The sequence below is a fragment of the Paenibacillus sp. P4_E11 genome, from assembly GCF_056401635.1.
The window spans coordinates 45,645-65,727 of record NZ_JBFUIX010000030.1 but is presented as its reverse complement, the minus strand read 5'-3'; the positions used below and the strand labels follow the sequence as shown (position 1 = coordinate 65,727).

Annotated in this window: 16 protein-coding genes and 2 other annotated features; of the genes, 5 read left to right on the top strand and 11 right to left on the bottom strand. The window is 50.8% G+C overall.

Going from position 1 to position 20,083, the window contains the following annotated elements:
• The first annotated feature begins 2 nt into the window (after positions 1 to 2).
• The 3 genes from AC1DWB_RS13945 to AC1DWB_RS13935 all read left to right on the top strand — a co-directional run bounded on the left by AC1DWB_RS13945 (position 3) and on the right by AC1DWB_RS13935 (position 2,946).
• Complete coding sequence (locus tag AC1DWB_RS13945; protein WP_477541681.1) at positions 3 to 173, top strand: helix-turn-helix transcriptional regulator; 171 nt, start codon at positions 3 to 5, stop codon at positions 171 to 173.
• 233 nt (positions 174 to 406) lie between these two features.
• A complete protein-coding gene (locus AC1DWB_RS13940; RefSeq protein WP_477541678.1) occupies positions 407 to 1,384 on the top strand; it encodes a hypothetical protein in 978 nt (325 codons plus the stop codon).
• Positions 1,385 to 1,758: 374 nt separating this feature from the next.
• Positions 1,759 to 2,946 carry a site-specific integrase gene (locus tag AC1DWB_RS13935; RefSeq protein WP_477541677.1) on the top strand — a complete coding sequence of 396 codons (1,188 nt, stop codon included), beginning with the start codon at positions 1,759 to 1,761 and terminating at the stop codon, positions 2,944 to 2,946.
• An 85-nt stretch (positions 2,947 to 3,031) separates the two neighbouring features.
• Here the strand turns inward: AC1DWB_RS13935 and groL are convergent, their stop codons facing one another.
• Positions 3,032 to 4,660, bottom strand: coding sequence for a chaperonin GroEL (gene groL, locus AC1DWB_RS13930; protein ID WP_477541676.1), 1,629 nt, complete (start codon positions 4,658 to 4,660; stop codon positions 3,032 to 3,034).
• Between the two features lie 53 nt (positions 4,661 to 4,713).
• Positions 4,714 to 4,995 carry a co-chaperone GroES gene (gene groES, locus AC1DWB_RS13925; protein ID WP_477541675.1) on the bottom strand — a complete coding sequence of 94 codons (282 nt, stop codon included), beginning with the start codon at positions 4,993 to 4,995 and terminating at the stop codon, positions 4,714 to 4,716.
• A gap of 243 nt (positions 4,996 to 5,238) precedes the next feature.
• Here groES and AC1DWB_RS13920 point away from each other — a divergent pair, with 243 nt between their 5' ends.
• Positions 5,239 to 7,074 carry a cadherin-like beta sandwich domain-containing protein gene (locus tag AC1DWB_RS13920; protein WP_477541674.1) on the top strand — a complete coding sequence of 612 codons (1,836 nt, stop codon included), beginning with the start codon at positions 5,239 to 5,241 and terminating at the stop codon, positions 7,072 to 7,074.
• Between the two features lie 78 nt (positions 7,075 to 7,152).
• On the opposite strand, the gene tatC is transcribed toward AC1DWB_RS13920, so the two are convergent.
• From tatC to AC1DWB_RS13885, 7 genes are all read right to left on the bottom strand, one after another.
• Positions 7,153 to 7,932, bottom strand: coding sequence for a twin-arginine translocase subunit TatC (gene tatC, locus AC1DWB_RS13915; RefSeq protein ID WP_477541673.1), 780 nt, complete (start codon positions 7,930 to 7,932; stop codon positions 7,153 to 7,155).
• A 59-nt stretch (positions 7,933 to 7,991) separates the two neighbouring features.
• The gene (locus AC1DWB_RS13910; protein ID WP_477541672.1) at positions 7,992 to 8,243 is read right to left on the bottom strand and encodes a twin-arginine translocase TatA/TatE family subunit; all 252 of its coding nucleotides are present in this window, start codon (positions 8,241 to 8,243) and stop codon (positions 7,992 to 7,994) included.
• A gap of 48 nt (positions 8,244 to 8,291) precedes the next feature.
• On the bottom strand, positions 8,292 to 9,320 hold the full coding sequence (locus AC1DWB_RS13905) for a molybdopterin-binding protein (RefSeq protein ID WP_477541671.1): 1,029 nt from the start codon (positions 9,318 to 9,320) through the stop codon (positions 8,292 to 8,294).
• Complete coding sequence (locus AC1DWB_RS13900; RefSeq protein ID WP_477541670.1) at positions 9,317 to 9,811, bottom strand: MogA/MoaB family molybdenum cofactor biosynthesis protein; 495 nt, start codon at positions 9,809 to 9,811, stop codon at positions 9,317 to 9,319. Before AC1DWB_RS13900 ends, AC1DWB_RS13905 begins: the two co-directional genes overlap by 4 nt.
• A gap of 152 nt (positions 9,812 to 9,963) precedes the next feature.
• Positions 9,964 to 10,455: a cyclic pyranopterin monophosphate synthase MoaC gene (gene moaC, locus AC1DWB_RS13895; RefSeq protein ID WP_477541669.1), complete on the bottom strand. Its 492-nt coding sequence runs from the start codon at positions 10,453 to 10,455 to the stop codon at positions 9,964 to 9,966.
• Positions 10,456 to 10,536: 81 nt separating this feature from the next.
• Entirely contained in the window at positions 10,537 to 11,166 is a 630-nt protein-coding gene (locus AC1DWB_RS13890) for a 5-formyltetrahydrofolate cyclo-ligase (protein WP_477541668.1), read from the bottom strand.
• An 85-nt stretch (positions 11,167 to 11,251) separates the two neighbouring features.
• Entirely contained in the window at positions 11,252 to 12,151 is a 900-nt protein-coding gene (locus AC1DWB_RS13885; RefSeq protein WP_477541667.1) for an endonuclease/exonuclease/phosphatase family protein, read from the bottom strand.
• 128 nt (positions 12,152 to 12,279) lie between these two features.
• On the opposite strand from AC1DWB_RS13885, the gene AC1DWB_RS13880 reads away from it, so the two are divergent.
• Positions 12,280 to 14,442: an ABC-F family ATP-binding cassette domain-containing protein gene (locus AC1DWB_RS13880; RefSeq protein WP_477541666.1), complete on the top strand. Its 2,163-nt coding sequence runs from the start codon at positions 12,280 to 12,282 to the stop codon at positions 14,440 to 14,442.
• 288 nt (positions 14,443 to 14,730) lie between these two features.
• On the opposite strand, the gene AC1DWB_RS13875 is transcribed toward AC1DWB_RS13880, so the two are convergent.
• Positions 14,731 to 17,421, bottom strand: coding sequence for a hypothetical protein (locus AC1DWB_RS13875; RefSeq protein WP_477541665.1), 2,691 nt, complete (start codon positions 17,419 to 17,421; stop codon positions 14,731 to 14,733).
• Between the two features lie 301 nt (positions 17,422 to 17,722).
• Positions 17,723 to 19,261: a 2-isopropylmalate synthase gene (locus tag AC1DWB_RS13870; RefSeq protein WP_477541664.1), complete on the bottom strand. Its 1,539-nt coding sequence runs from the start codon at positions 19,259 to 19,261 to the stop codon at positions 17,723 to 17,725.
• Positions 19,262 to 19,326: 65 nt separating this feature from the next.
• Positions 19,327 to 19,610, bottom strand: a binding site (T-box leader).
• A gap of 36 nt (positions 19,611 to 19,646) precedes the next feature.
• Positions 19,647 to 19,931: a binding site (T-box leader), on the bottom strand.
• Positions 19,932 to 20,083 lie beyond the last annotated feature (152 nt).

Here is a 20,083-nt window from a genome sequence, read left to right as displayed (position 1 = left end):
GGATAACGCCTAGTGAGCTCGCCAGAGCCTTAGGTATTACCGCCCAGGAAGTGTCCAATCACTCGAATAAAAGAAGTGTAATGAGCCTAGCAACTGCCAAGAGGTACGCTCATTTCTTCAAGATACCGATAGACGACCTATACGAATGGACACCCGTTCCAAATAAGGAGTAGACACTTATAACAGAGTAGTTTTTCGACTGCTCTGCGCCGGGATGTACACACCTTTGTGTAAATAGTCTGTCAATTCAATTATAACATCAAGTGTAAGCTAATCATTAGGAAAAAACTCCTATCTTTAATACGGGATAGAAATATAGACAACTATTCCAAACTGTGGATAATGGAATTACATAGATCAAGCAAATTCGCCAACCGATGGTGATATATAACTAAGGAGAGTAGAAATGAAGAAGATTATAGTGGCATTGGTATTATTCTTATGTTTTGGAACAGTGGTAAGCGCTTCGAGTATTAACGGGGATTATAAAGGAAATCCGATTGTAAAATTAATATCGAACGGAAAAGTAATTGATCCAGGAGAAGTTCCTGCAATGATTTTCGAGGGCAAGACTATGGTACCTATTTCTGCCCTTCGTAATCTAGGTGTGGAAGTTACTTGGATACCTGATAACTATAGCGTGAATGCTTCATTGCCGTTACCGGATACTTTTAATAATCCAGATGAAACCGTGAACCGAGTATTGACCTTTGCCAAACAAGTAGGAGGCAAAAACACAAATTTGATCTATGATGAATATGGTTCATATTTATCTATTCGTTTAGATTCTACTGGGGATTCAACAAAAGATGCAGATACTATTATGAAACTCGCGTCATTAGTAGGAATAACAAGTTCGCAAGAGTCAAGAATAAATTATTATGTGAACAATGTCTATTCTGCAGAAATTGTTTCTTCATATGCAGATGCGGATCTATGGATAAATAAGAAACTTACTAATGATCAGTATTCTAATAGATTAAAAATAACTCAAAAATCGACACAAACAGCTGTTCCTAATGTTTCGGTTCCTACCCCACAAGCATCACCAAATGCACCATCAACTAAAGATGCACCATTACTGTATTCTAATGATGGGAAGACATACTTAGGTAAATTAACTACTGATACTTTCGATAAAGATTCGGTGTTAAACGAATATGGCACTTATGGCAGCAAGTTTCAAACAAAAAGTATATGGAACGAATTTGGTATTTATGGTAGTGAATTTTCTGACACAAGTGCATTTAATGATCTAGCAAGTAAGCCGCCTATGATATTACAGAATGGTAAAGTGATCGGATATTTAACTACTAATAAACTAACACCAGGAGCAATTTCGCCATTCGGGCTAGAGGCAGTAATCAAAAAAATGGGATTCTAAGCGAGAGGGATGGTCTATGAACTACCTCTACTGCACCAAATGCCTCCACGCTACCTCAGACGAGTTGTGGAGGCTTTCTTTGTATCATCATGGTGTCTGTTCAAAGTGTGGCGCTAGTGGCTACAGGAACGCCGTAGCATGGAACGTCATCGCCGGGATAAACGGCTACCCTCTTATACCTGATCCCCATGAAGTCTATCCCGCGCATCCGTTATTGTTTTAATAGAACCACACACTTATAATCAAAAATAAAGGATGCCCACCCCGCCAAGAGTCGCATCCTTTGTTTCGCTATATGGAGAAGGGCAATGCCCTGCTCTCTTTGAGTCTATTATAAATCCTTGGCGACAGTCTTTCAATACAGGAGGTCAATAATGGCAACCTTCCGCAAGAGAGGAAGCAAATGGAGTTATCGGATCGATGTCGGCCGGGATCCCGTCACCAACGAACGCATTCAGAAAACGATTAGTAAGAGCAAGGACTTCCCGAATGGATTCAGCACGAAGAAGGAAGCTCAGTCTGCAGCTGTCACGCACCAACATGAAATAGACAAGGGTACGCATGTATTTGAAAAAGAAATGATGTTCAAAGAGCTTGTGCAATCTTGGTTAGCTTTCTATGAAAAAGGAGTTAAACCAAGCACGGTTAGAGTGCGGAAACACGAGTCGGCCCGGCTACTGAATTACTTCGAGAACGTGAAGTGCAAAAATATCACAAAGAAGATGTACCAAGACGCATTAATTGACCTTAAGGGGAAAGTTGGGGAAACGACATTAGAGGGCATACACACCACTGGTCGGATGCTTTTTAGCTATGCCGTGGAATTCGATATTATCAAGGTGAATCCCACCACTTTTGCAAAAGTGCCAAAAACCATTAAGACCGTTGAAGAGATCGAGAACACCAAGGAAGTTCCGAAGTACCTGGAGAAAGAAGAATTGTCTCATTTCCTCCAGACAGCTAAAACGCATGGTTTGACCGGAGACTATCCTATCTTTTTACTGTTAGCCTACAGCGGTATCCGTTCGGGTGAGTTGTGCGCTTTGAAGTGGAGTGACCTCGATACAGTAGAAAATACCATCAGTATTACTAAGACCTATTACAACCCTACCAACTCCATCAAGAAGTATGAGCTGCTAACGCCTAAAACGGCGAACTCGATTCGCAAGTTTGACCTCTCCCCCACGGTATTCGCTGAGTTGGAGGGTTATAAGGCCATGCAGAATGAAATCAAGATGCTCCACCGGAAGACCTATCATGACAAAGGGTTCGTCTTCACCAACCTTGAAAACTATCCCGGCTATCCAATCTACATCAAGATGATTGAATATCGCATGGAACGAATTCTCGGGCTCGCTGGACTGGATACAAAGCTTACTCCCCACTCCTTACGTCATACCCATACGTCTTTATTAGCGGAGGCCAAAGTTAGCTTACCGGAGATCATGGAACGTCTGGGACATAAGGATGACGACACCACCAAAAGTGTCTATATGCATGTGACCAAATCTATGAAAAAAGAGGCCTCTCACAAGTTTGAACAACTCATGAAAAACCTCTAATTTTCGAAGCAATGAGGTCGGAATGAGGTCAAATGGCCTCCATCACTCCCACAAACCCTTATGCATCAAGGGTTTTACCCCGTTTTTACATCATGCCGCCCATACCACCCATGCCGCCCATGTCAGGCATAGATGGTTTGTTAGGTTCTGGCTTGTCAGCGATAACCGCTTCGGTAGTGAGGAACATAGCCGCAACGGATGCAGCATTCTGCAACGCGGAGCGAGTTACCTTAGCCGGGTCAACGATCCCAGCTTCGAACATGTTCACCCATTCGCCGGTAGCTGCGTTATAACCGATGCCTACGGATTCTTTCTTCAGGCGCTCAACGATAACGGAGCCTTCTTGACCCGCGTTCGCAGCGATCGTGCGAACTGGCTCTTCCAAGGCACGCAGGATGATGTTGACACCTGTTTGCTCGTCGCCAACAGCTTTAACAGCTGCAACAGCGCCATAGATATTCACGAGAGCTGTACCACCACCGGACACGATACCTTCTTCCACAGCAGCACGCGTGGAGTTCAGGGCGTCTTCGATGCGCAGTTTGCGCTCTTTCAATTCGGTTTCGGTAGCTGCGCCGACTTTGATAACCGCTACGCCGCCGGACAATTTGGCCAGACGCTCTTGCAGCTTCTCTTTGTCGAAATCGGAAGTGGTTTCTTCCAATTGCGCACGGATTTGTTGGATGCGAGCGCCGATGTCTTTCTTGTCGCCAGCACCGTCAACAACGATGGTGTTTTCTTTGGTTACGCGGATTTGACGCGCGCTACCCAATTGATCTGGACGAGTGGATTTCAGGTCAAGACCGAGTTCCTCGGTGATCACTTGGCCGCCAGTCAGAGCCGCGATGTCTTGCAGCATAGCTTTGCGGCGATCGCCGAAGCCAGGAGCCTTAACAGCTACGCAAGTGAATGTTCCGCGAAGTCTGTTCACTAGCAACGTAGCAAGCGCTTCGCCTTCAACATCTTCTGCGATGATGACGAGTGGTTTGCCTTGTTGAACGACTTTCTCCAGTACAGGAAGAATTTCCTGGATGTTGGAGATTTTCTTGTCGGTGATCAAGATGTATGGGTTATCCAATACAGCTTCCATCTTATCCGTATCGGTAATCATGTACGGGGAGATGTAACCGCGGTCGAATTGCATACCTTCTACAACTTCCAACTCGGTCAAGAAGCCTTTGGATTCTTCAACGGTGATAACGCCGTCGTTACCGACTTTCTCCATTGCTTCTGCAATCAGTTGACCCACTTCATCGTCAGCGGACGAGATAGCGGCAACTTGAGCGATGGATTGCTTGCCTTCGATCGGCTTTGCGATCTTTTGCAGTTCTTCGATAGCAGCTTTGACAGCTTTCTCGATTCCTTTGCGGATAACCATTGGGTTAGCGCCAGCGGTTACGTTCTTCAGCCCTTCGCGAATCATCGCTTGAGCCAATACTGTAGCTGTAGTTGTACCGTCACCGGCAACATCGTTAGTCTTGGTCGCTACTTCTTTAACAAGCTGTGCGCCCATGTTCTCGAATGCATCTTCGAGTTCGATTTCTTTGGCAATGGTTACACCATCGTTAGTGATCAACGGGCTGCCGAATTTCTTTTCCAATACAACGTTACGGCCCTTAGGACCCAATGTTACTTTAACAGCGTTCGCCAAAGCGTCTACGCCGCGAAGCATTGCTCTGCGGGCGTCTTCGCTGAATTTAATTTCTTTTGCCATGTGGAATAACCCTCCCGATTGTTCTAAGTATTGTTTATTTAAGCCTGTTATGCTTAAGCCAAGATGGCTAGAATGTCGCTTTCACGCATAATGAGCAGCTCTTTGCCTTCGAACTTCACTTCAGTACCAGCATACTTCGAGAACAAGACGCGGTCGCCTTCTTTCACTTCAAGAGCGGTACGTTGACCGTCCTTCACATGTCCGATACCTGCAGCTACTACTTTGCCCTCTTGCGGCTTTTCTTTGGCCGTATCCGGCAGAACGATGCCGCTCGCTGTTGTTTCCTCCTTAGCGATGGGTTCGATGATGACGCGATCACCTAACGGTTTAATCATGGAAAAACTGCCTCCTTTAAAGTGGTGAATGGATTGTTAAGCTTTTGTTAGCACTCGAATGTGGTTAGTGCTAATAACATCTTTTATGATAATCATTTTTCAATCGTTTTGCAAGTATCAATAATGAGTTCCTGCTGATGGATAGACTTCAAGTCGGTCATATTATTATAGGAGAAAGTGTACCAATTCCGCCCAAAATAAGCGTATAATAAAAGAAGTATAGGCTGAACGGAGGGAAGTAAGTTGTTTTTTTCTACAAATCGATTGAAGTTTCAAAGTTATGGTATCCTTATTCTGCTGCTAGTCATAGGAATCCTGATCACCTCTATCTCCGCTCAAGCAGCTGTGACAGTCCCAACAGGTCAAGCTCTTGTAGTCAGCGACTCGTTCACCTCGAACTCATCATCATGGCAGTTATATGGAGATGCACAGCTTCAGACGGACGGCACAATGCAGCTCACATCCCCCTCTACTAATAAGGCTGGCGTCATTTGGCTGAAGCAACCGTTAGCCCCGCCTTTCACCGTGTCATTCCGCTATCAAATCCTTTCTTCCGGTTCTCCTGCAGACGGTCTAGTATTTATGTTCAACAAGAGGAAGAGCGAAGCGCTAGTACCTGGCGGCGGTATGGGATTCGAAGTAGGCAACGGCTATGGCGTGGAGTTCGATACGTGGTCTAACGGTTGGGATCCCTCCAGGAGTCACATCACTCTATTCAAAGACAATCCGGAAACCAAGCTTAAGCAAGTAGAAGACACTACTATCGCAAACGGCAGCTGGCATACCGTAACGATTGAAGTGACTGCAACTAATGTTAAAACCTATATGGACTACAATTCGGACGGTTCACCTAAACTCAAACTGAATTGGTCCGGCTCGTTATCCAACACTTATTCCGACATCGGCTTCGCTGCCAGCACCGGGAGCAGCTACAGCCGACACTTGATCGACGATGTGGTCATCACCCGACCGCTCAGCAGCAACGGAAATTTAAGCTCTCTGACCATGGAAGGCCAATCGATTCCATTCCAGCCCGGAACGCCGTCTTACCAGCTCAAGGTACCTTACGAGACTAGTGTGGCTCACCTACACTTCACTACAGAGGATTCCCGTGCTTCTGTTACATCCGTGACTAGTTCGGTTACTAGCGCAGTGTACGGCGTGACCGCAACTGGGGCTAACGTTCCTCTCGATGTCGGTCCTAATACGATTGGCATAACTGTTAGAGCAGAGGATGACTCTACTAGAACGTACTCGGTCAAGGTTACACGAACTGGCTCGAGCAACGCCTTTCTGAACGATATCATCCCCGCGAGCGGTGAAGTGCTGTCCCCGCAGTTCCAAAGTGGTACGTTCTTGTATGAGTTGTATGTTCCGTCCACACAAGAGGTGGCTCATGTTCAGATTAGCTTATCCGACGGCAATGCCACCTATTCCGTAACCGGATCGACTTATGGGGGTGGGACTTGGAGTCAAGCACCCTCTTTGATCCCAGGTGGACCGATTCAATTATACCTGAGCACGCAGCAAAGCTGGTACGATCTGAAAGTAACGGCCGAGGACGGTCAAACGTTCCGAACCTATCGGATTCAGCCGAGGAAGGTGCAGAACGAAGACCACGTTGGATTCGCCCGGATGATCGATGCGACCACACTGGAAGTCGCCTTCACGACGCCGGCTCAACTCCCTTCGACCCCAAGCTTATCTGCCTTCCACTTATCGGGAACGAGCGCATCCGTTATTCAAGTGAGCAGTGTTCCTGCGTCGTATGCGGATGATATGCGGATCAGGCTGAAGCTAAGTCAGCCCATCGGGGCTGGGGAGAACGTGAAGCTCAGCCTCCTTCCCGGGGCTCTGCAGCTACCCAATAATCAGCCTCTGCTGCAATTAAATGCACCTATCCTAACATTGAGCAGGCTCGATGCCTTAAGCGTGCAACTCGACAGTATGGAGGATGGTGTCCATATTGACGATGTTGTTCGATTCATGAACAGCCATTCGCAGGCTGACAAAGATCTCAACAGCAATGATCGGTTCGACAAGTTCGATGTGCAAGTGTTGCTTGGACTCATCCACTAGCCACGTCTGCAACACAGAAGGGCTGTCTCTCAAGTAGATTTCTACTTAAGGGACAGCCCTTTACGTTTGCCTTGCTACTTACTCAGCGGAGGCCACAGGGCCTTCTCCGTATTCTTCTTCCCACTTGCGCTTCTGCTCCAGCTGCTTGCGGTAGATCGTACCTGACAGCAACACACTGACCTCATACAAAATAATAAGAGGAATCGCGACCAGTATATCCGAGATGAAATCAGGCGGCGTAACTAATGTCGCTATGACGACCAGGATGATGTAAGCAAATCGTCTCATTTTCTTCAATCGCTTAGGATTGAGCACGCGAATCTTGGTCAGGAACATGACCACAATCGGCAGTTCGAACAAAAGCGACATAGGAAGAACGATATTGAACAAAAACGTAAAATATTGACTGATGCCATACGTTTCTGTAAGCCCCAGGCTCTTCGTCACCGAGGAGGTGAAGTAGAACGCCATCGGGAATACAACGAAATAACCGAATGACAACCCAAGTAAAAACAGAAACACGGTTGCCGGAATATACCGCAGTGTCGATTTGTGCTCTAGCTCGGTCAGTCCTGGCTTCACGAATAACCAGAATTGATACAGCGCAAACGGTAGGGTGAAGCACAAGCCTACGGCAAAAGCGAATTGCATGAATATCCGAATTCCGTCCCAAGGAGAAAAGGTGTTCAAGGGCATCTTGAGGCTCGCAGCCGGCTCGACGCTAACCAAATACGAGATCAACGGCTTGGCTGCGAAGAACCCCCCGATCATAGACACGACCAGAACGATTAATACCCATATGATGCGCTTGCGAAGCTCAGTCAAATGGTCAACCAATGAAGCGGCTTCATCTTTCATTACACGGTCACCAACCTAACATGCCAGAATACGGGAATGAATCGAACAGATCCGCCGCATCAATCCGGCAGCTTCTTTTCATTCACCACTTCTACTGGCTTTACTTGATCTATCCGTGGTGAGGCTGTCGTAGAAGAAACTTCTTTGCGATTCTCCGCTTCCGACTCACCCATCATGTCCTTGGCACCGTTCTTGAATTCGCGAAGCGTCCGACCGAAAGCACGTCCAAGCTCAGGAAGCTTGCTCGGTCCGAACAGCAGCAATGCAACTAAAATAATTAGGATAAACCCCGTTGTTCCGATGTTTGGCATAATAAACTCCTCCTTCATAATAAGAACCTCTTGCTCGTTTCATGCCCACTACCCTTTATCCGCGTGAAGACCACCATAACCAAGCTCTGTGATGTGATTGCGCTCAATCGTCACACCCGCGCATATGCGGGGCAGCAACACATCGAATGAGGTGAAACGGTCATACATGACACATCCCGGCAACCCCATAATCGGAGTATGTTCGATATAGGCCATCATCAGCATCGACCCTGGCAGCATCGGCGTACCATGACTGACAATTCGAGCCCCTGCTTGCTTAATAGCCCCCGGTGTGCGATCATCCGGATCGACAGACATCCCTCCCGTAATTAATATGAGGTCTACTTCCTGCTTCTGAAAATGTCGAATCTCTTGAACGATCGCATCGCTGTCGTCAGGCGACAGCCGTTGCCCCACAATGATCGAACCGAGCGCTTCGACCTTCTCCCGGACGACTGGACCGAATTTGTCCTCGATCAGTCCGGTATATACTTCACTCCCCGTCGTAATCAATCCGACGCGGAGACGGTTAAACGGAACGACACTGACGGGAGCACGGCCACCGTGTTCAAATCTCCAGGCGGCGGCATCCTGTTCGACGGCTTCAATCTTCTCCGTGGCCACTACGAGAGGAATTACTCGCGTACCGGCGATTGATTGCCCGGGCCCAACAACTGAGAAGTCGGTGATGGTCGCCATGGCGATCTGGTCGACGGCATTCATGCCGTTAATAAAATCCTTATCGATTCGGGCTAGACCATTAATCGCCGAACGGATCAGCACCTTGCCTTCACTCGGCTCGGTCAGGCTTACATTCACACCGGCTACGGCTTGAGCCATTCGAAGTGCGGCCTCATCTTCATGCAAGTCGTGTACCCCAAGCTCTAGCACATAGAGATGCGCCTTCCCAATACGAAGCAGCTCGGGAATGTCTTCGGCTCGCACGATGTGGCCTTTTTTGAACTTCCTGCCTTTAAATTGCCCGGGTACAATCTGCGTCAAATCGTGGGCCAATGCAAGACCGACGGCATCCTCGACCTTCACTTCCAACATGCGAGTCTGCTGCGGCCGGCTCATTCTTCTGGCTCCCATGCCCGGCCCTTCAACTGGGTTAAAGCAGCAGGCAGTTGATCCATCACAGCGGCCAAGCTCTCATGCACGCCCTTGGGCGTACCAGGCAAGTTCAGGATGAGCGTTCGCTCCCGAATACCGGAAACACCTCGGGTCAGCATGCTGTACGCAGACCGCTGGAGCATGGCCGCTCGCATCGCCTCGGCGAAACCTGGAGCCAACCGATCTACGACCTTCAGGGTCGCTTCCGGCGTGACATCGCGAAGTCCCATTCCGATACCTCCGGTCGTGAGCACCAAGTCCGCCTTATAATAGTCTGTCATCTCGATCAGAGCTGCCATAATCTCATCAGTCTCATCTGGAACGACGCGGTATTCTATAATATCGCCATGCAGTTCTTCTTCCACCAGTTCGCGAATAACCTGTGCACTGGTGTCTTCTCGTTCACCGCGGGATCCAAGATCACTCGCCGTTAATAGGCCTACCTTCCAGCGCATAAGCTCCCTCCCCAGACTTTACGAAGTAAAGTCACTTCGTAAGCATTAACTTGACTTTACGAAGTAAAGTCACTTCGTAAGCATAATCTAAGACTTTGCGAAGCAAAGTTACTTCGTAGTTGTATCTCCAGTATGGCTATGTCTTGTTACGATTACGTATGTGTGCGAGTAAAATCGCCGTTCTTCCCGCCTGTCTTGGAAATCAGCTGAGTCGGTCCGATCGACATCTCCTTCTCGATAGCCTTGCACATATCATACACGGTTAAGGCAGCAGCGGAAACAGCGGTCAGCGCTTCCATCTCTACGCCGGTCAGTCCAGTCGTCTTGACGGTTGCTTCAATGTACAGCTCATGCTCCCCATTATCCGTGAAGGCGATATCAATTCCGCTTAGCGGTAATGGATGACACATCGGAATCCAGTTGGACGTTTGCTTCGCAGCCATAATGCCCGCTACTTGTGCAACTGCCAACACATCTCCCTTGCCAACCTTGCCTTCCTTAATAACAGCAAGCGTCGCTGGACGCATCGTTACCGTCGTGCGTGCTGTAGCTGTGCGCTTGGTTACACTTTTATCAGATACATCCACCATTCGGGCTCGTCCTTGTGGATTAAAATGCGTCAAGGAGCTATTCGTGTCCTCCATCCAAACTCACCTCTTCACCATACAGATGTTCCAGCCTAGTTTCAGTATACTCCATTTTACGCGGTCCGTCCTCTGCGAACTTTATAACTTTTTGTGAAGGATCCGGAACTCGGTCACAACTGCATCGACTCGCAAGTCATGGGACGCCATCGGTACATCTGGAACCAGCTGAATATCATACGCCAATGCGAGCTTGAATGGCTCCTGGCCAGACTGATCCTGGCACTCCTCCATAAACCGATCATAATATCCGCCCCCATACCCAAGACGACCCATCTGTTCATCAAAAGCAAGCCCAGGAACGATCATCAGCTTCACCCGGTCCAAGCTTGCCAGCACAGGCACTTCTGCCTTCGGTTCCCGGATTCCGTATGCGCCAACTTGCAAATCATCAAAACTTCGAATGAGATGCAAAGTAAAACGACGTTCTTCCGAAACGACACGTGGAACCGCTACCCCGATCCCCTGTTCCCAGCACCATTCCACAATCGGAGTGACATCAACTTCTGCCCGGACCGGGATATATGTGAAAAGTATAGGTGCCGCTTGATCACCGGACTGCTCGTTTGCGCTTTTTGCGAAAAATTGGTGCAGTACGGAGTTCAAGGCCAACCGACAAATATCGGCTGATTTATCCAATCTGTTGGCAGGCGATAAGGCTGAGCGCTTCATTTCCATCTCGCGCCGCAGCTGTTTTTTAAGTTCCTGCATACCCATTCGGTCCCCTTTTGATCCGGCTACTGGTTTGTTTCTAGTTTAACATAACACACATCTCTTAAAAAAGGAGAAGGTACGTTCAAGGCCGCATAATTCGGGCCAACACAGGCTTGTGGTCGGAGGATGTTGTCAAATGGGTCCATGCCTCTTCCTGAATGCCCCCGTAGTTAATGTAGATATGGTCGATTTGACGACCGTTCTCCACCGTTGATGCCTCTATAGGAAGCGCAAGCAGCGTCCATTTCGAAGTTAGGGGTTGCAATAAGGGATCGACGGCACTCATGTTCCAGTCCCCCATCAGCACGGTCGGCCCGTCATAGGAGGAAATTCGCTCCAGAAGCAGCGGCATCTGGTTAAGTCTGTCGGCAAGTCCTACACCGAGGTGCATCGTAACGACTTTCAGCGGAAGCGGCCCGACCCTTATCGTAGTCTCCAGCACACTTCGCGACTCGCGCTCTCCCGACAGACGGATGAATTCACTCTGCTCGATCGGAAAACGCGACAAGATGGCATTGCCGTATTGGCTACTCCCTTGTTCCACACTAGGGGCGTACCTCCACTGCATTTGCAGGCTTGTCGCAAGGGTCTGAACCTGATCCTGATAGGCGCTTCTTCGGCGGAATCGGTCCACTTCTTGCAAAGCGATAATATCCGCATCCATATCGCGCAGCAAAGCAGCGACCTGATTCAAATCTATTTGACCATCTCGCCCCTGGGCATGCCTGATGTTGAAAGTCATGATTGTCAGAGGTTCTTTGGCGTGTGCAGGCGTTGAAGACGAATGAATCATCGTTGGCGAGGTCATATGTAAATCGACCGCATATCCGTGGGCATAAATTTCCGTAACGAGCAGGAGAAGAAGCATAGCGATAATACGGACAAGTCGGTAGGGGCGACTAGAGATATTCGATACTTTTCGGATCAATGGCGGAGTCAGGATTAGCGGGATTAGTGGCAACAATTGTCTCAACCTGTGCACCTTCACGCCTCCCTCCACTATTCCTTCAAGCATACGATGTGGAAAAGCGAAGTGTATACTAGTGAAGTATTGGGATTTCAGGTAAACTTGTATAGGAAATAGGCAACATTCTCTCGGAGGTCAAGTACATGCTACTGCAAGTTAACCATATTCAGAAAAGTTACGGAATCAGACCTATATTGTCTAACATATCGCTGCAAGTGCTGGAGCGTGAGCGGATCGGACTAGTCGGGGCCAACGGGGCGGGCAAGTCAACTCTGCTGCAGATTATCGCGGGGCACATCTCTGCTGACTCTGGGGATATTTTCAAAGCGAAGGAAACCCGAATCGGTTACTTGTCCCAGAACACCGGGCTGCAGTCTGATGAAACGATCTGGAACGAAATGCTGACCGTATTCGCTGCACTGCTTGAGACCGAGCAGGAGCTAAGGAAGCTGGAGCGGCTTATGGCGGATCAGGATGTTCAATCGGACGAGAAAAAATACGAAGACGTGCTCCACCGTTATAGCGTCCAATCGGAGCGGTTCCGGGAACAGCGCGGTTACGAGATCGAAGCTAGAGTTCGCGGCGTGCTGCACGGGATGGGATTCGGCGGATTTCCTTCGGATACTCGGATCGATACGCTCAGCGGAGGCCAAAAAACAAGATTGGCGCTAGCCAAGCTGCTGTTGCAGGAGCCTGAACTGTTGATTTTGGACGAACCTACGAATCATCTGGACATCGATACGCTTACTTGGCTGGAGGGATATTTGCGCGGATATCCTGGCGGCATCCTGGTCGTGTCACATGATCGCTACTTTCTGGACGCGCTCGTAACCGGCATTTATGAAATCGAACGCAATGTTTGCAAACGATACACGGGAAATTACAGTCGGTACATTGAGCTGAAAGCAGCTGATTATGAGATTGAACTGAAGCATTTCGAGAAGCAGCAAGAAGAAATCGGGCGTATGGAAGACTTCATCCAGAAAAACATTGTGAGGGCGACAACGACCAAGCGGGCACAGAGTCGCCGCAAAGCGCTGGAAAAGATGGACCGTCTCGATAAGCCGATGGGCGAGCTGAAGAAAGCATCTTTTCGATTCGAAGCGGGTCGTGCTTCCGGTAAGGAAGTGTTGAATGCCCGGCACTTGGCTGTTTCATTCGAAGAACATGTGAAGCCCTTGTTCCACAATGTCTCGTTCGAGCTACGGCGGGGTGAAACAGTTGCGTTGATCGGCCCGAACGGAGTCGGTAAATCTACTCTGCTTAAGGCACTAATCGGGGAGCGTAAGCCTGACACAGGTGCTTTGCAATGGGGCACTCATGTCGACATCGCCTACTACGATCAAGAGCAACAGGGCTTAAATCCAAACCAGAATGTGCTGAATGAGCTATGGAATACGTATCCACACCTGGAAGAGGCACGAATACGAACCGTGTTGGGCAACTTCCTGTTCAGCGGCGAAGACGTGTTCAAGCCTATCTCCGCTCTGAGCGGCGGGGAAAAAGCACGTGTCTCTCTCGCGAAACTGATGCTGTTGCAGGCCAACATGCTCATTCTCGACGAGCCTACGAACCACTTGGACTTATTCAGTAAGGAAGTGCTCGAATCCGCATTGCTGGACTATGACGGGACCCTGTTGTTCATCTCCCATGACCGTTATTTCCTTAATAAGATGGCGGAGCGAATTCTGGAACTATCTGCAGACGGGATGACCAGTTACTTGGGCAATTACGACGAATATGTGGAGAAAAAGCAAGAGCTGGCTGAGATTGAAGCGGAGCGCTTGGCTAAAATTGCAAGCAAAGGAGGCAGCTCGCAGCCTGGCTCTGGTGCGGCAGGTGGCAGGGGCGGGGCTCCACAGATGACCGCAGGTGAGAGCGGGGCGGCTCGAACGGGGGCGGCGACTGTTGCTGGTGGGAGCTCGAGTGCTGGAGGAACAGGTGCTGGCGGGGGCGCGAGTGCGGGTGGTGGAGCGAATGCGAAAGCAGGCGGAGCGACCGTTGCTGGCGGGTATGCGAGTGCGGGAGGAGCGACTGTTGCTGGCGGGAGTGCGAAAGCGGGAGCAGCAGGTGTTGCGGTGGACAAGCAGCAGAAGCGGGAGGAGCGGAGCCGCCAGCGTAAGCTCGAGCAGTTGGAAGCGGACATCGCTGCGCTGGAAGGCGAGGTTGCTGCGCTGGAAGCGGATTTGCTGCAGCCGGATGTGTACAACGACTACTTGGCGGTGCAGGAGTGTAATCTTGCCATTGAACAGAAGAAAGTGGCCTTGGAGCCGCTTTATGAGCAGTGGGAAGCGTTGCTTAGTTAAGGTATTGGTTGGTTAGTTGGTTGCTGTCTCGAGCCAAATAAGGGATCTCGGCAATAAGAGAACTCAGTTCTTTTATTGGTCAATTGGTAATGGGATATCCAGAAATAGAAGAACTGAGTTCTTTTATTTCTGGATATAGCCTTGTAAATGGATCCCAAGTAAGGAATAGAAGAACTGAGTTCTTCTATTCCTTACGATACGCGCTAAAAATAGCAGATAAGAGAAGTGTGTTCCCCTATTCTGTACAGTAACCTCCTCCTCCCTTGTGCAGTGCACATAAATAGCTACTCAAAGCCTCAGTAACAGCAGCGGGACGGCCGCATATACGATCATGGTGCCCGCGGCGACTATGCCCGAATCGTTAAATATAAGAGCCACTATGGCTCCAATTGTAATGGCGGAGCAGCTATCCATGAGAAACGGATGGCTGCTCTTCCGTTTACTCAGCTCACGCGGGCGTAGAACGGCGACGAGCATAACGAGTAGACCGGCCAGCAGTACCTTGCTCCATACGGAGACTCCTAGCAGATGGATGTTCATCTGCAGTTTGCGCCATACCATAGCTTCGATCAGGTCGAAGCGTCCTTCACGCATCCAGTCCATCGCACGACCGATGTGACTGGGGCCGCCTGATGGCTGCGGCAAGACTACGTTCAGCAGCCACAGCCCGGCGAGGGCGAGGACGATAAGCCCTACGAAGGCGAGCGTTAGGCGCAGATGGCCTGAGCGGCGCGGCGTAAGCACTCGCGGGCGCAATACGCGCGGCGCGAGCGTGGGGCTGCTTGCAAGTGCGGCAGCGGCGCGGCGGCGCAGCTTGAGTACGCGCGAGCGCTGCGCACGAGGCGCGAGCGTGGGGCCGGGCGCAAGCGGGGCGGCGGCGGCGCGGCGCTTGTAAGTGCGGCGCCAAGCCCGCGGCAGCGAGCTGCGGCAGGCGAGGCCGAAGGCGACGACCGCAGCGATCGCCCCGCCGGCTTCGGAGCCGAGCTGCGGCGCGGCGAGGTAGAGCGCGACGCCGGCGTAGCAGGCGACCGCCGCAGCAGCCGCAACGCGACTCAAACGCCGGCGGCTCCGCCAGCGTGCCACAGTCGCGCGTGGCGCGAGGCACGCTGACTGCTCGGCGCCAGTGCTACCGCCGGCTCCTGCCCTCACGCACCAACGCTCAGGCGCGGCACTTTGTCGTTTTGCCCGCTGTGCGGTCGCGCCGTGCCTAGACGCAACTTTACCGCCAACTGCATACTCAACCCCCGTTTGCTTACAGCAAAGTTCCAGCCCATAAGAAACGGCCAACAGGGTCGCACCAAGCAGCACGCCCATATACTCATTGCCCATCCCATAAAACCGCGCGCCCACTACCGGGTCGTACCCCAATAACGAGCGCTTTATGCCTTCCGCGCCTGACAACCCATCGGCGAGCAGGCCCGCCACCGTAAGTCCTGCAATGATGTTGGCCGCATGAAGCGGCTGTCTATACCCAGCGAGACTGCCCGCTGCTAATAAAACCAAAAAAGCAACAACCAATACACCCGGTTCAACCGGGCGGATATGCATGAGCCAGCCGAGCAGCAGCATCGCGACAGGAGCAACCAGCATAGACAAAAGCAACACGCGCAGCAATTTTTTTAACCCCTGCTTCAGCCCCTGCTTCAGCCCCTGCCCCTGCCTCAGCCCTGCCCCTTGAAACATCGGTGCAGCGGATAACGACGCCCAACTTGCCAGCAGTAACGCCGCCAGCATAACGGTAACCTCGTAGCCCGCAAAGGGAAGCAGCAGCTTCGGACGAAGCACATAGACGCTGCGAATGCCCTTCAGCTCTTTTGCCAACAACAACCACGCAGTGCTCGAACTCGCTGCATTCAGCTTGATCGGGTGGCCAACCATCTCAGGCGGCTGATTGCTCGTATACCGACTTACAAGTGAAGATGTGAGGTCATGCAAGGTCACAATCCCGGATCGGCGGGTAGAAGACGAAGTCAACAGGCCACTCACGATCCCGTGCTCATAGTAGAGTAAGGGCATCATCGTACCAGGCCGCCGAGAAGCCAAATGATTCCCCGCCGATACGACCCACATCCCCTCACCCTCCTGCATCCCGCTCAAACATTCACCAACAAAGCTATCCAACTCACGCCACGCAGCCTGTCTCCGCTCCTCATACCGTTCCGCAGATAATTTCAGCCGTTCCTCCTCCAGCCGGTTCAAATCCCCCCACTCGACTGACACAACTGCATCCGCATCTAGCCCAGCTTTTGTCCACAACTCCAGCAGTTTCGCCCCATTCATTCGCACTCCAAATGACGAATTAGCGTCCTTCCTCAACATATTCGCGCTTACATCCCCACCAGCAATCCGCCCTTGCCGGTCCATCAACACGAGTGCTGCGAATCTCATCCGTCGCTCACCGTCTGCGTTGCCATAAGCAAATAGCGGTACATTCGCAGCTTTCAACGTTTCCCCGAGTAACCCTGGCTTCGCTTCAAACCGTGCACGGCTAGACAGTTGCTCCACCAACGAGAATTCAGGAATGACCACTTCCGCTCCCTCAGGCAGCTCCCCCCGATAGTGGGCATACAGTTTTCCCGCGGGCAATCCGGATTTCTCCTCGCTGGTGTTCAGTCCATAGACATCCTTGTCACTTCCGGCCGGAGCTCCTGCACCAAGGGTCGCGTATACATCCTCCAAACCTTTCCCAACGGTTCGCGCAGAGACGGCACCTATCCCCCCATGTTCCAGCAGCCAGCGAAGATTTGGCAAACCCTCCTTCCCCTGCATGGCTGTCTCCAGCACAGTAAAATCAAGCTCAGGCACGAGCAAAAGCAGTTGTTTTCGCGCGCTGAGTGTTTGAGGCTGACCCTCACTATACTCAGTACCCGAAGTCGATACGGGTTCCGCTGTACACAGAGTCGGTAATACGCCAAACAGCAGCACTCCGAGCAGCAGCACCCCCAGATAGGCATGGCAACGTTTACGATTGAAACTCATTTCACGGACAACCTCCATCCTTAGCATGGAAGCTCTAAGAGTAGTTCTGGTTAGATTATCCGCATTTTACCTTTTTTATGACCAGTTGGACTTCTCCCCATTATCCACAGCTTTATCCACAGTCCCCAAGTGACTCTCGCAAGAGAAATATCACCGTTTTAGCCTCGATCGCCCGCCTCCATCCACAGTTTCCACAGTTTCGTATGAAAAACATATTCATATTTTCAAAAACTTAATAAAGCTAGTCCTGTAAAGGAATTCAATGAGTTATACACACTATCCACATGCCCTGTGGATAACTTTATCCACACGATTCTAGCCCGCCTCGGGCTGCTTGATTACAAGCCGATATACAAGCTCCAGCAACGGCCATGATCACATCTTGATCGATCGCCGATCCCCGAAAAGGCTGGCCATTCACCACGATTTCCACAGCAGCTTCTGCCTTCGCCCGCTCCCCATGCGCCATCGATTGCAGTTCCAAGTCAATCAACTCCAGATCGAACGGCATCGAGCACTTGAAGCATTGAACCAGCGCCTCTACAGAGCCTTCACCCGTAGCGGAATAAGCTTGCTCCTGTCCTGTTGAATGATCGGCTATCGTGATAGATGCCATACGGTGCATCAAGTTGCTCGACGCCACCTGCACACCGACGAGCGTGAAGCGCTCCAGTGTTTGGTTGATGGTGCTGCCTACAAGACGGATCAGTTCGTCGTCCGTGATATGCTTCTTCTCATCGGCTGTTTCCTTGAACCGGTTGAACAGCTCCTCCAATTGCTCATCCTGCAACATAATGCCGAATTCGGAGACGCGGTGTTGGATCGCGTGGCGCCCAGAATGCTTGCCGAGGATGATCATGTTGCGCGGGATGCCCAGCGCCTCCGGATCCATAATCTCGAACGTATTCCGGTTCTTGAGTAAGCCATCTTGATGAATGCCGGATTCGTGCTGGAACGCATTGCGACCCACGATCGGCTTATTATAGGCAATCGGGAAATGCATCGCTCGACTGACCGCACGAGAAGTTTCATACAGCTCAGGAAGCACGATACCTGTCTCGACACCAAGCGCTTCCTTCCGCGTCTCAATGGCCATGACGAGTTCCTCCAGCGAGCAGTTACCAGCGCGTTCACCTACTCCGTTAATCGTAACTTCCACTTGGGATACGCCCGCCTGGATCGCCGCGATGCTGTTCGCCACCGCCATTCCCAAGTCATTGTGACAATGTGCACTATAGATGACCTGGTCACCGCCACGAACGTGCTCCCTCACCCGACGGAACATCCGTCCGTACTCATCCGGCAGCGCATAGCCCATCGTGTCCGGGATGTTGATAATGGTGGCTCCTTCGGCGACTACAGCCTCAACCAGCTCGAATAAAAACTCCTCCCCCGTTCTGGAAGCATCCATCGGTGAGAATTCGATTCGCTCTACGAATTGTCTGGCATAAGCGACCATGTCCTTCGCCATCCTTACAACTTGGTCCTGCGACTTGCGCAGTTGGTGCTCCAGCAAGATTTGCGACGAGGAGATGAAGAGGTGCAGTCGGCGACTTGCCGCATCTTCGGTAGCTCTGACCGCTGCATCGACGTCCTGCTTCAAGGCGCGGGCAAAGCCGACAATCTCCACACCTTGAAGCTCGCGGGAAATTTGCTGTACGGCAGCGAAATCACCTGGGCTTGAGATCGGGAAACCCGGCTCAATGGCATCAACACCCAATCGAGCCAACTGCCTGGCAAGTACGATTTTCTCAGTCGGATGAAGCGAGGCTCCAGGCGATTGCTCACCGTCTCGCAGGGTCGTATCGAAAATTGTGATTTTACGTTTATTGGCATTCATTGTGTTGTCCTCCTAAGGGTTAATGTAACGACAAAAGACAAATGACAAAAAGCCCATAGTCTCTTAAAAGAGACGACAGGCTGCTGTCGCGGTACCACTCTTATTGATCCGGCTAGTCAGCCGAATCCGCTTCGTGCGTCTTCAGCTCTGCGGATGCAGCAGGCCGAATGACGCAACCCCATAACGGAGGTTAACCGTGAAGACATAGGGCAATCCGCGCATCCTGCGGCATGCCGTTCCGTCTCCCTGCTCCCGGGCGAGTTCAGGGAATCGTCCTTGCTGCGTCGCACCAACCCGCAGCTCTCTGAATAGGCACCATTCCATTATTACTCCCGTTCCTTGCTTTTTTGTTCTAATAGGCAAATAAAAAAGCCCATCGTCTCATTCAAGAGACGACAGGCTGGTCTGTCGCGGTACCACTCTTGTTGACCCGGCTACTTAGCCGAATCCACTTGATCATCCTGCAAGTCGGCATACCTAACATCGTATGGCGCTTGTGGATGAACCCGATTACGGAGGTTACCCGTCTGAACGTACGGTTCATCACTATCATGAACGTTTCCGCTCTGCCGCTCCCGGGCGAGATTCAGATGTGGCCTCGACTGCGTCGCACCGACCCGCAGCTCTCTTGACGATGCCTTACCTTACTGCTCCCGTTCCTTGCGTTTTTCGTAATATTGTTATGGATTATAGTATGCATTATCCTCACATGTCAATCCATTACTTCAGAAAAAATAGTTGCAAATGTTGAATTGTGCAGTTCGTCCTAAAATTTAGGAAAGTCTTACTATAATTGCTCGCCCCCTACCTGAGCGTTCTCCA

Coding starts and splice junctions, on each gene's coding strand:
- moaC (WP_477541669.1), bottom strand. CDS start 10,455: ATGGAGGACACGAATAGCTCCTTGACGCATTTTAATCCACAAGGACGA.
- AC1DWB_RS13910 (WP_477541672.1), bottom strand. CDS start 8,243: ATGCCAAACATCGGAACAACGGGGTTTATCCTAATTATTTTAGTTGCA.
- AC1DWB_RS13890 (WP_477541668.1), bottom strand. CDS start 11,166: ATGCAGGAACTTAAAAAACAGCTGCGGCGCGAGATGGAAATGAAGCGC.
- AC1DWB_RS13900 (WP_477541670.1), bottom strand. CDS start 9,811: ATGCGCTGGAAGGTAGGCCTATTAACGGCGAGTGATCTTGGATCCCGC.
- AC1DWB_RS13940 (WP_477541678.1), top strand. CDS start 407: ATGAAGAAGATTATAGTGGCATTGGTATTATTCTTATGTTTTGGAACA.
- AC1DWB_RS13935 (WP_477541677.1), top strand. CDS start 1,759: ATGGCAACCTTCCGCAAGAGAGGAAGCAAATGGAGTTATCGGATCGAT.
- tatC (WP_477541673.1), bottom strand. CDS start 7,932: ATGAAAGATGAAGCCGCTTCATTGGTTGACCATTTGACTGAGCTTCGC.
- groES (WP_477541675.1), bottom strand. CDS start 4,995: ATGATTAAACCGTTAGGTGATCGCGTCATCATCGAACCCATCGCTAAG.
- AC1DWB_RS13905 (WP_477541671.1), bottom strand. CDS start 9,320: ATGAGCCGGCCGCAGCAGACTCGCATGTTGGAAGTGAAGGTCGAGGAT.
- AC1DWB_RS13870 (WP_477541664.1), bottom strand. CDS start 19,261: ATGAATGCCAATAAACGTAAAATCACAATTTTCGATACGACCCTGCGA.
- AC1DWB_RS13875 (WP_477541665.1), bottom strand. CDS start 17,421: ATGAGTTTCAATCGTAAACGTTGCCATGCCTATCTGGGGGTGCTGCTG.
- AC1DWB_RS13880 (WP_477541666.1), top strand. CDS start 12,280: ATGCTACTGCAAGTTAACCATATTCAGAAAAGTTACGGAATCAGACCT.
- groL (WP_477541676.1), bottom strand. CDS start 4,660: ATGGCAAAAGAAATTAAATTCAGCGAAGACGCCCGCAGAGCAATGCTT.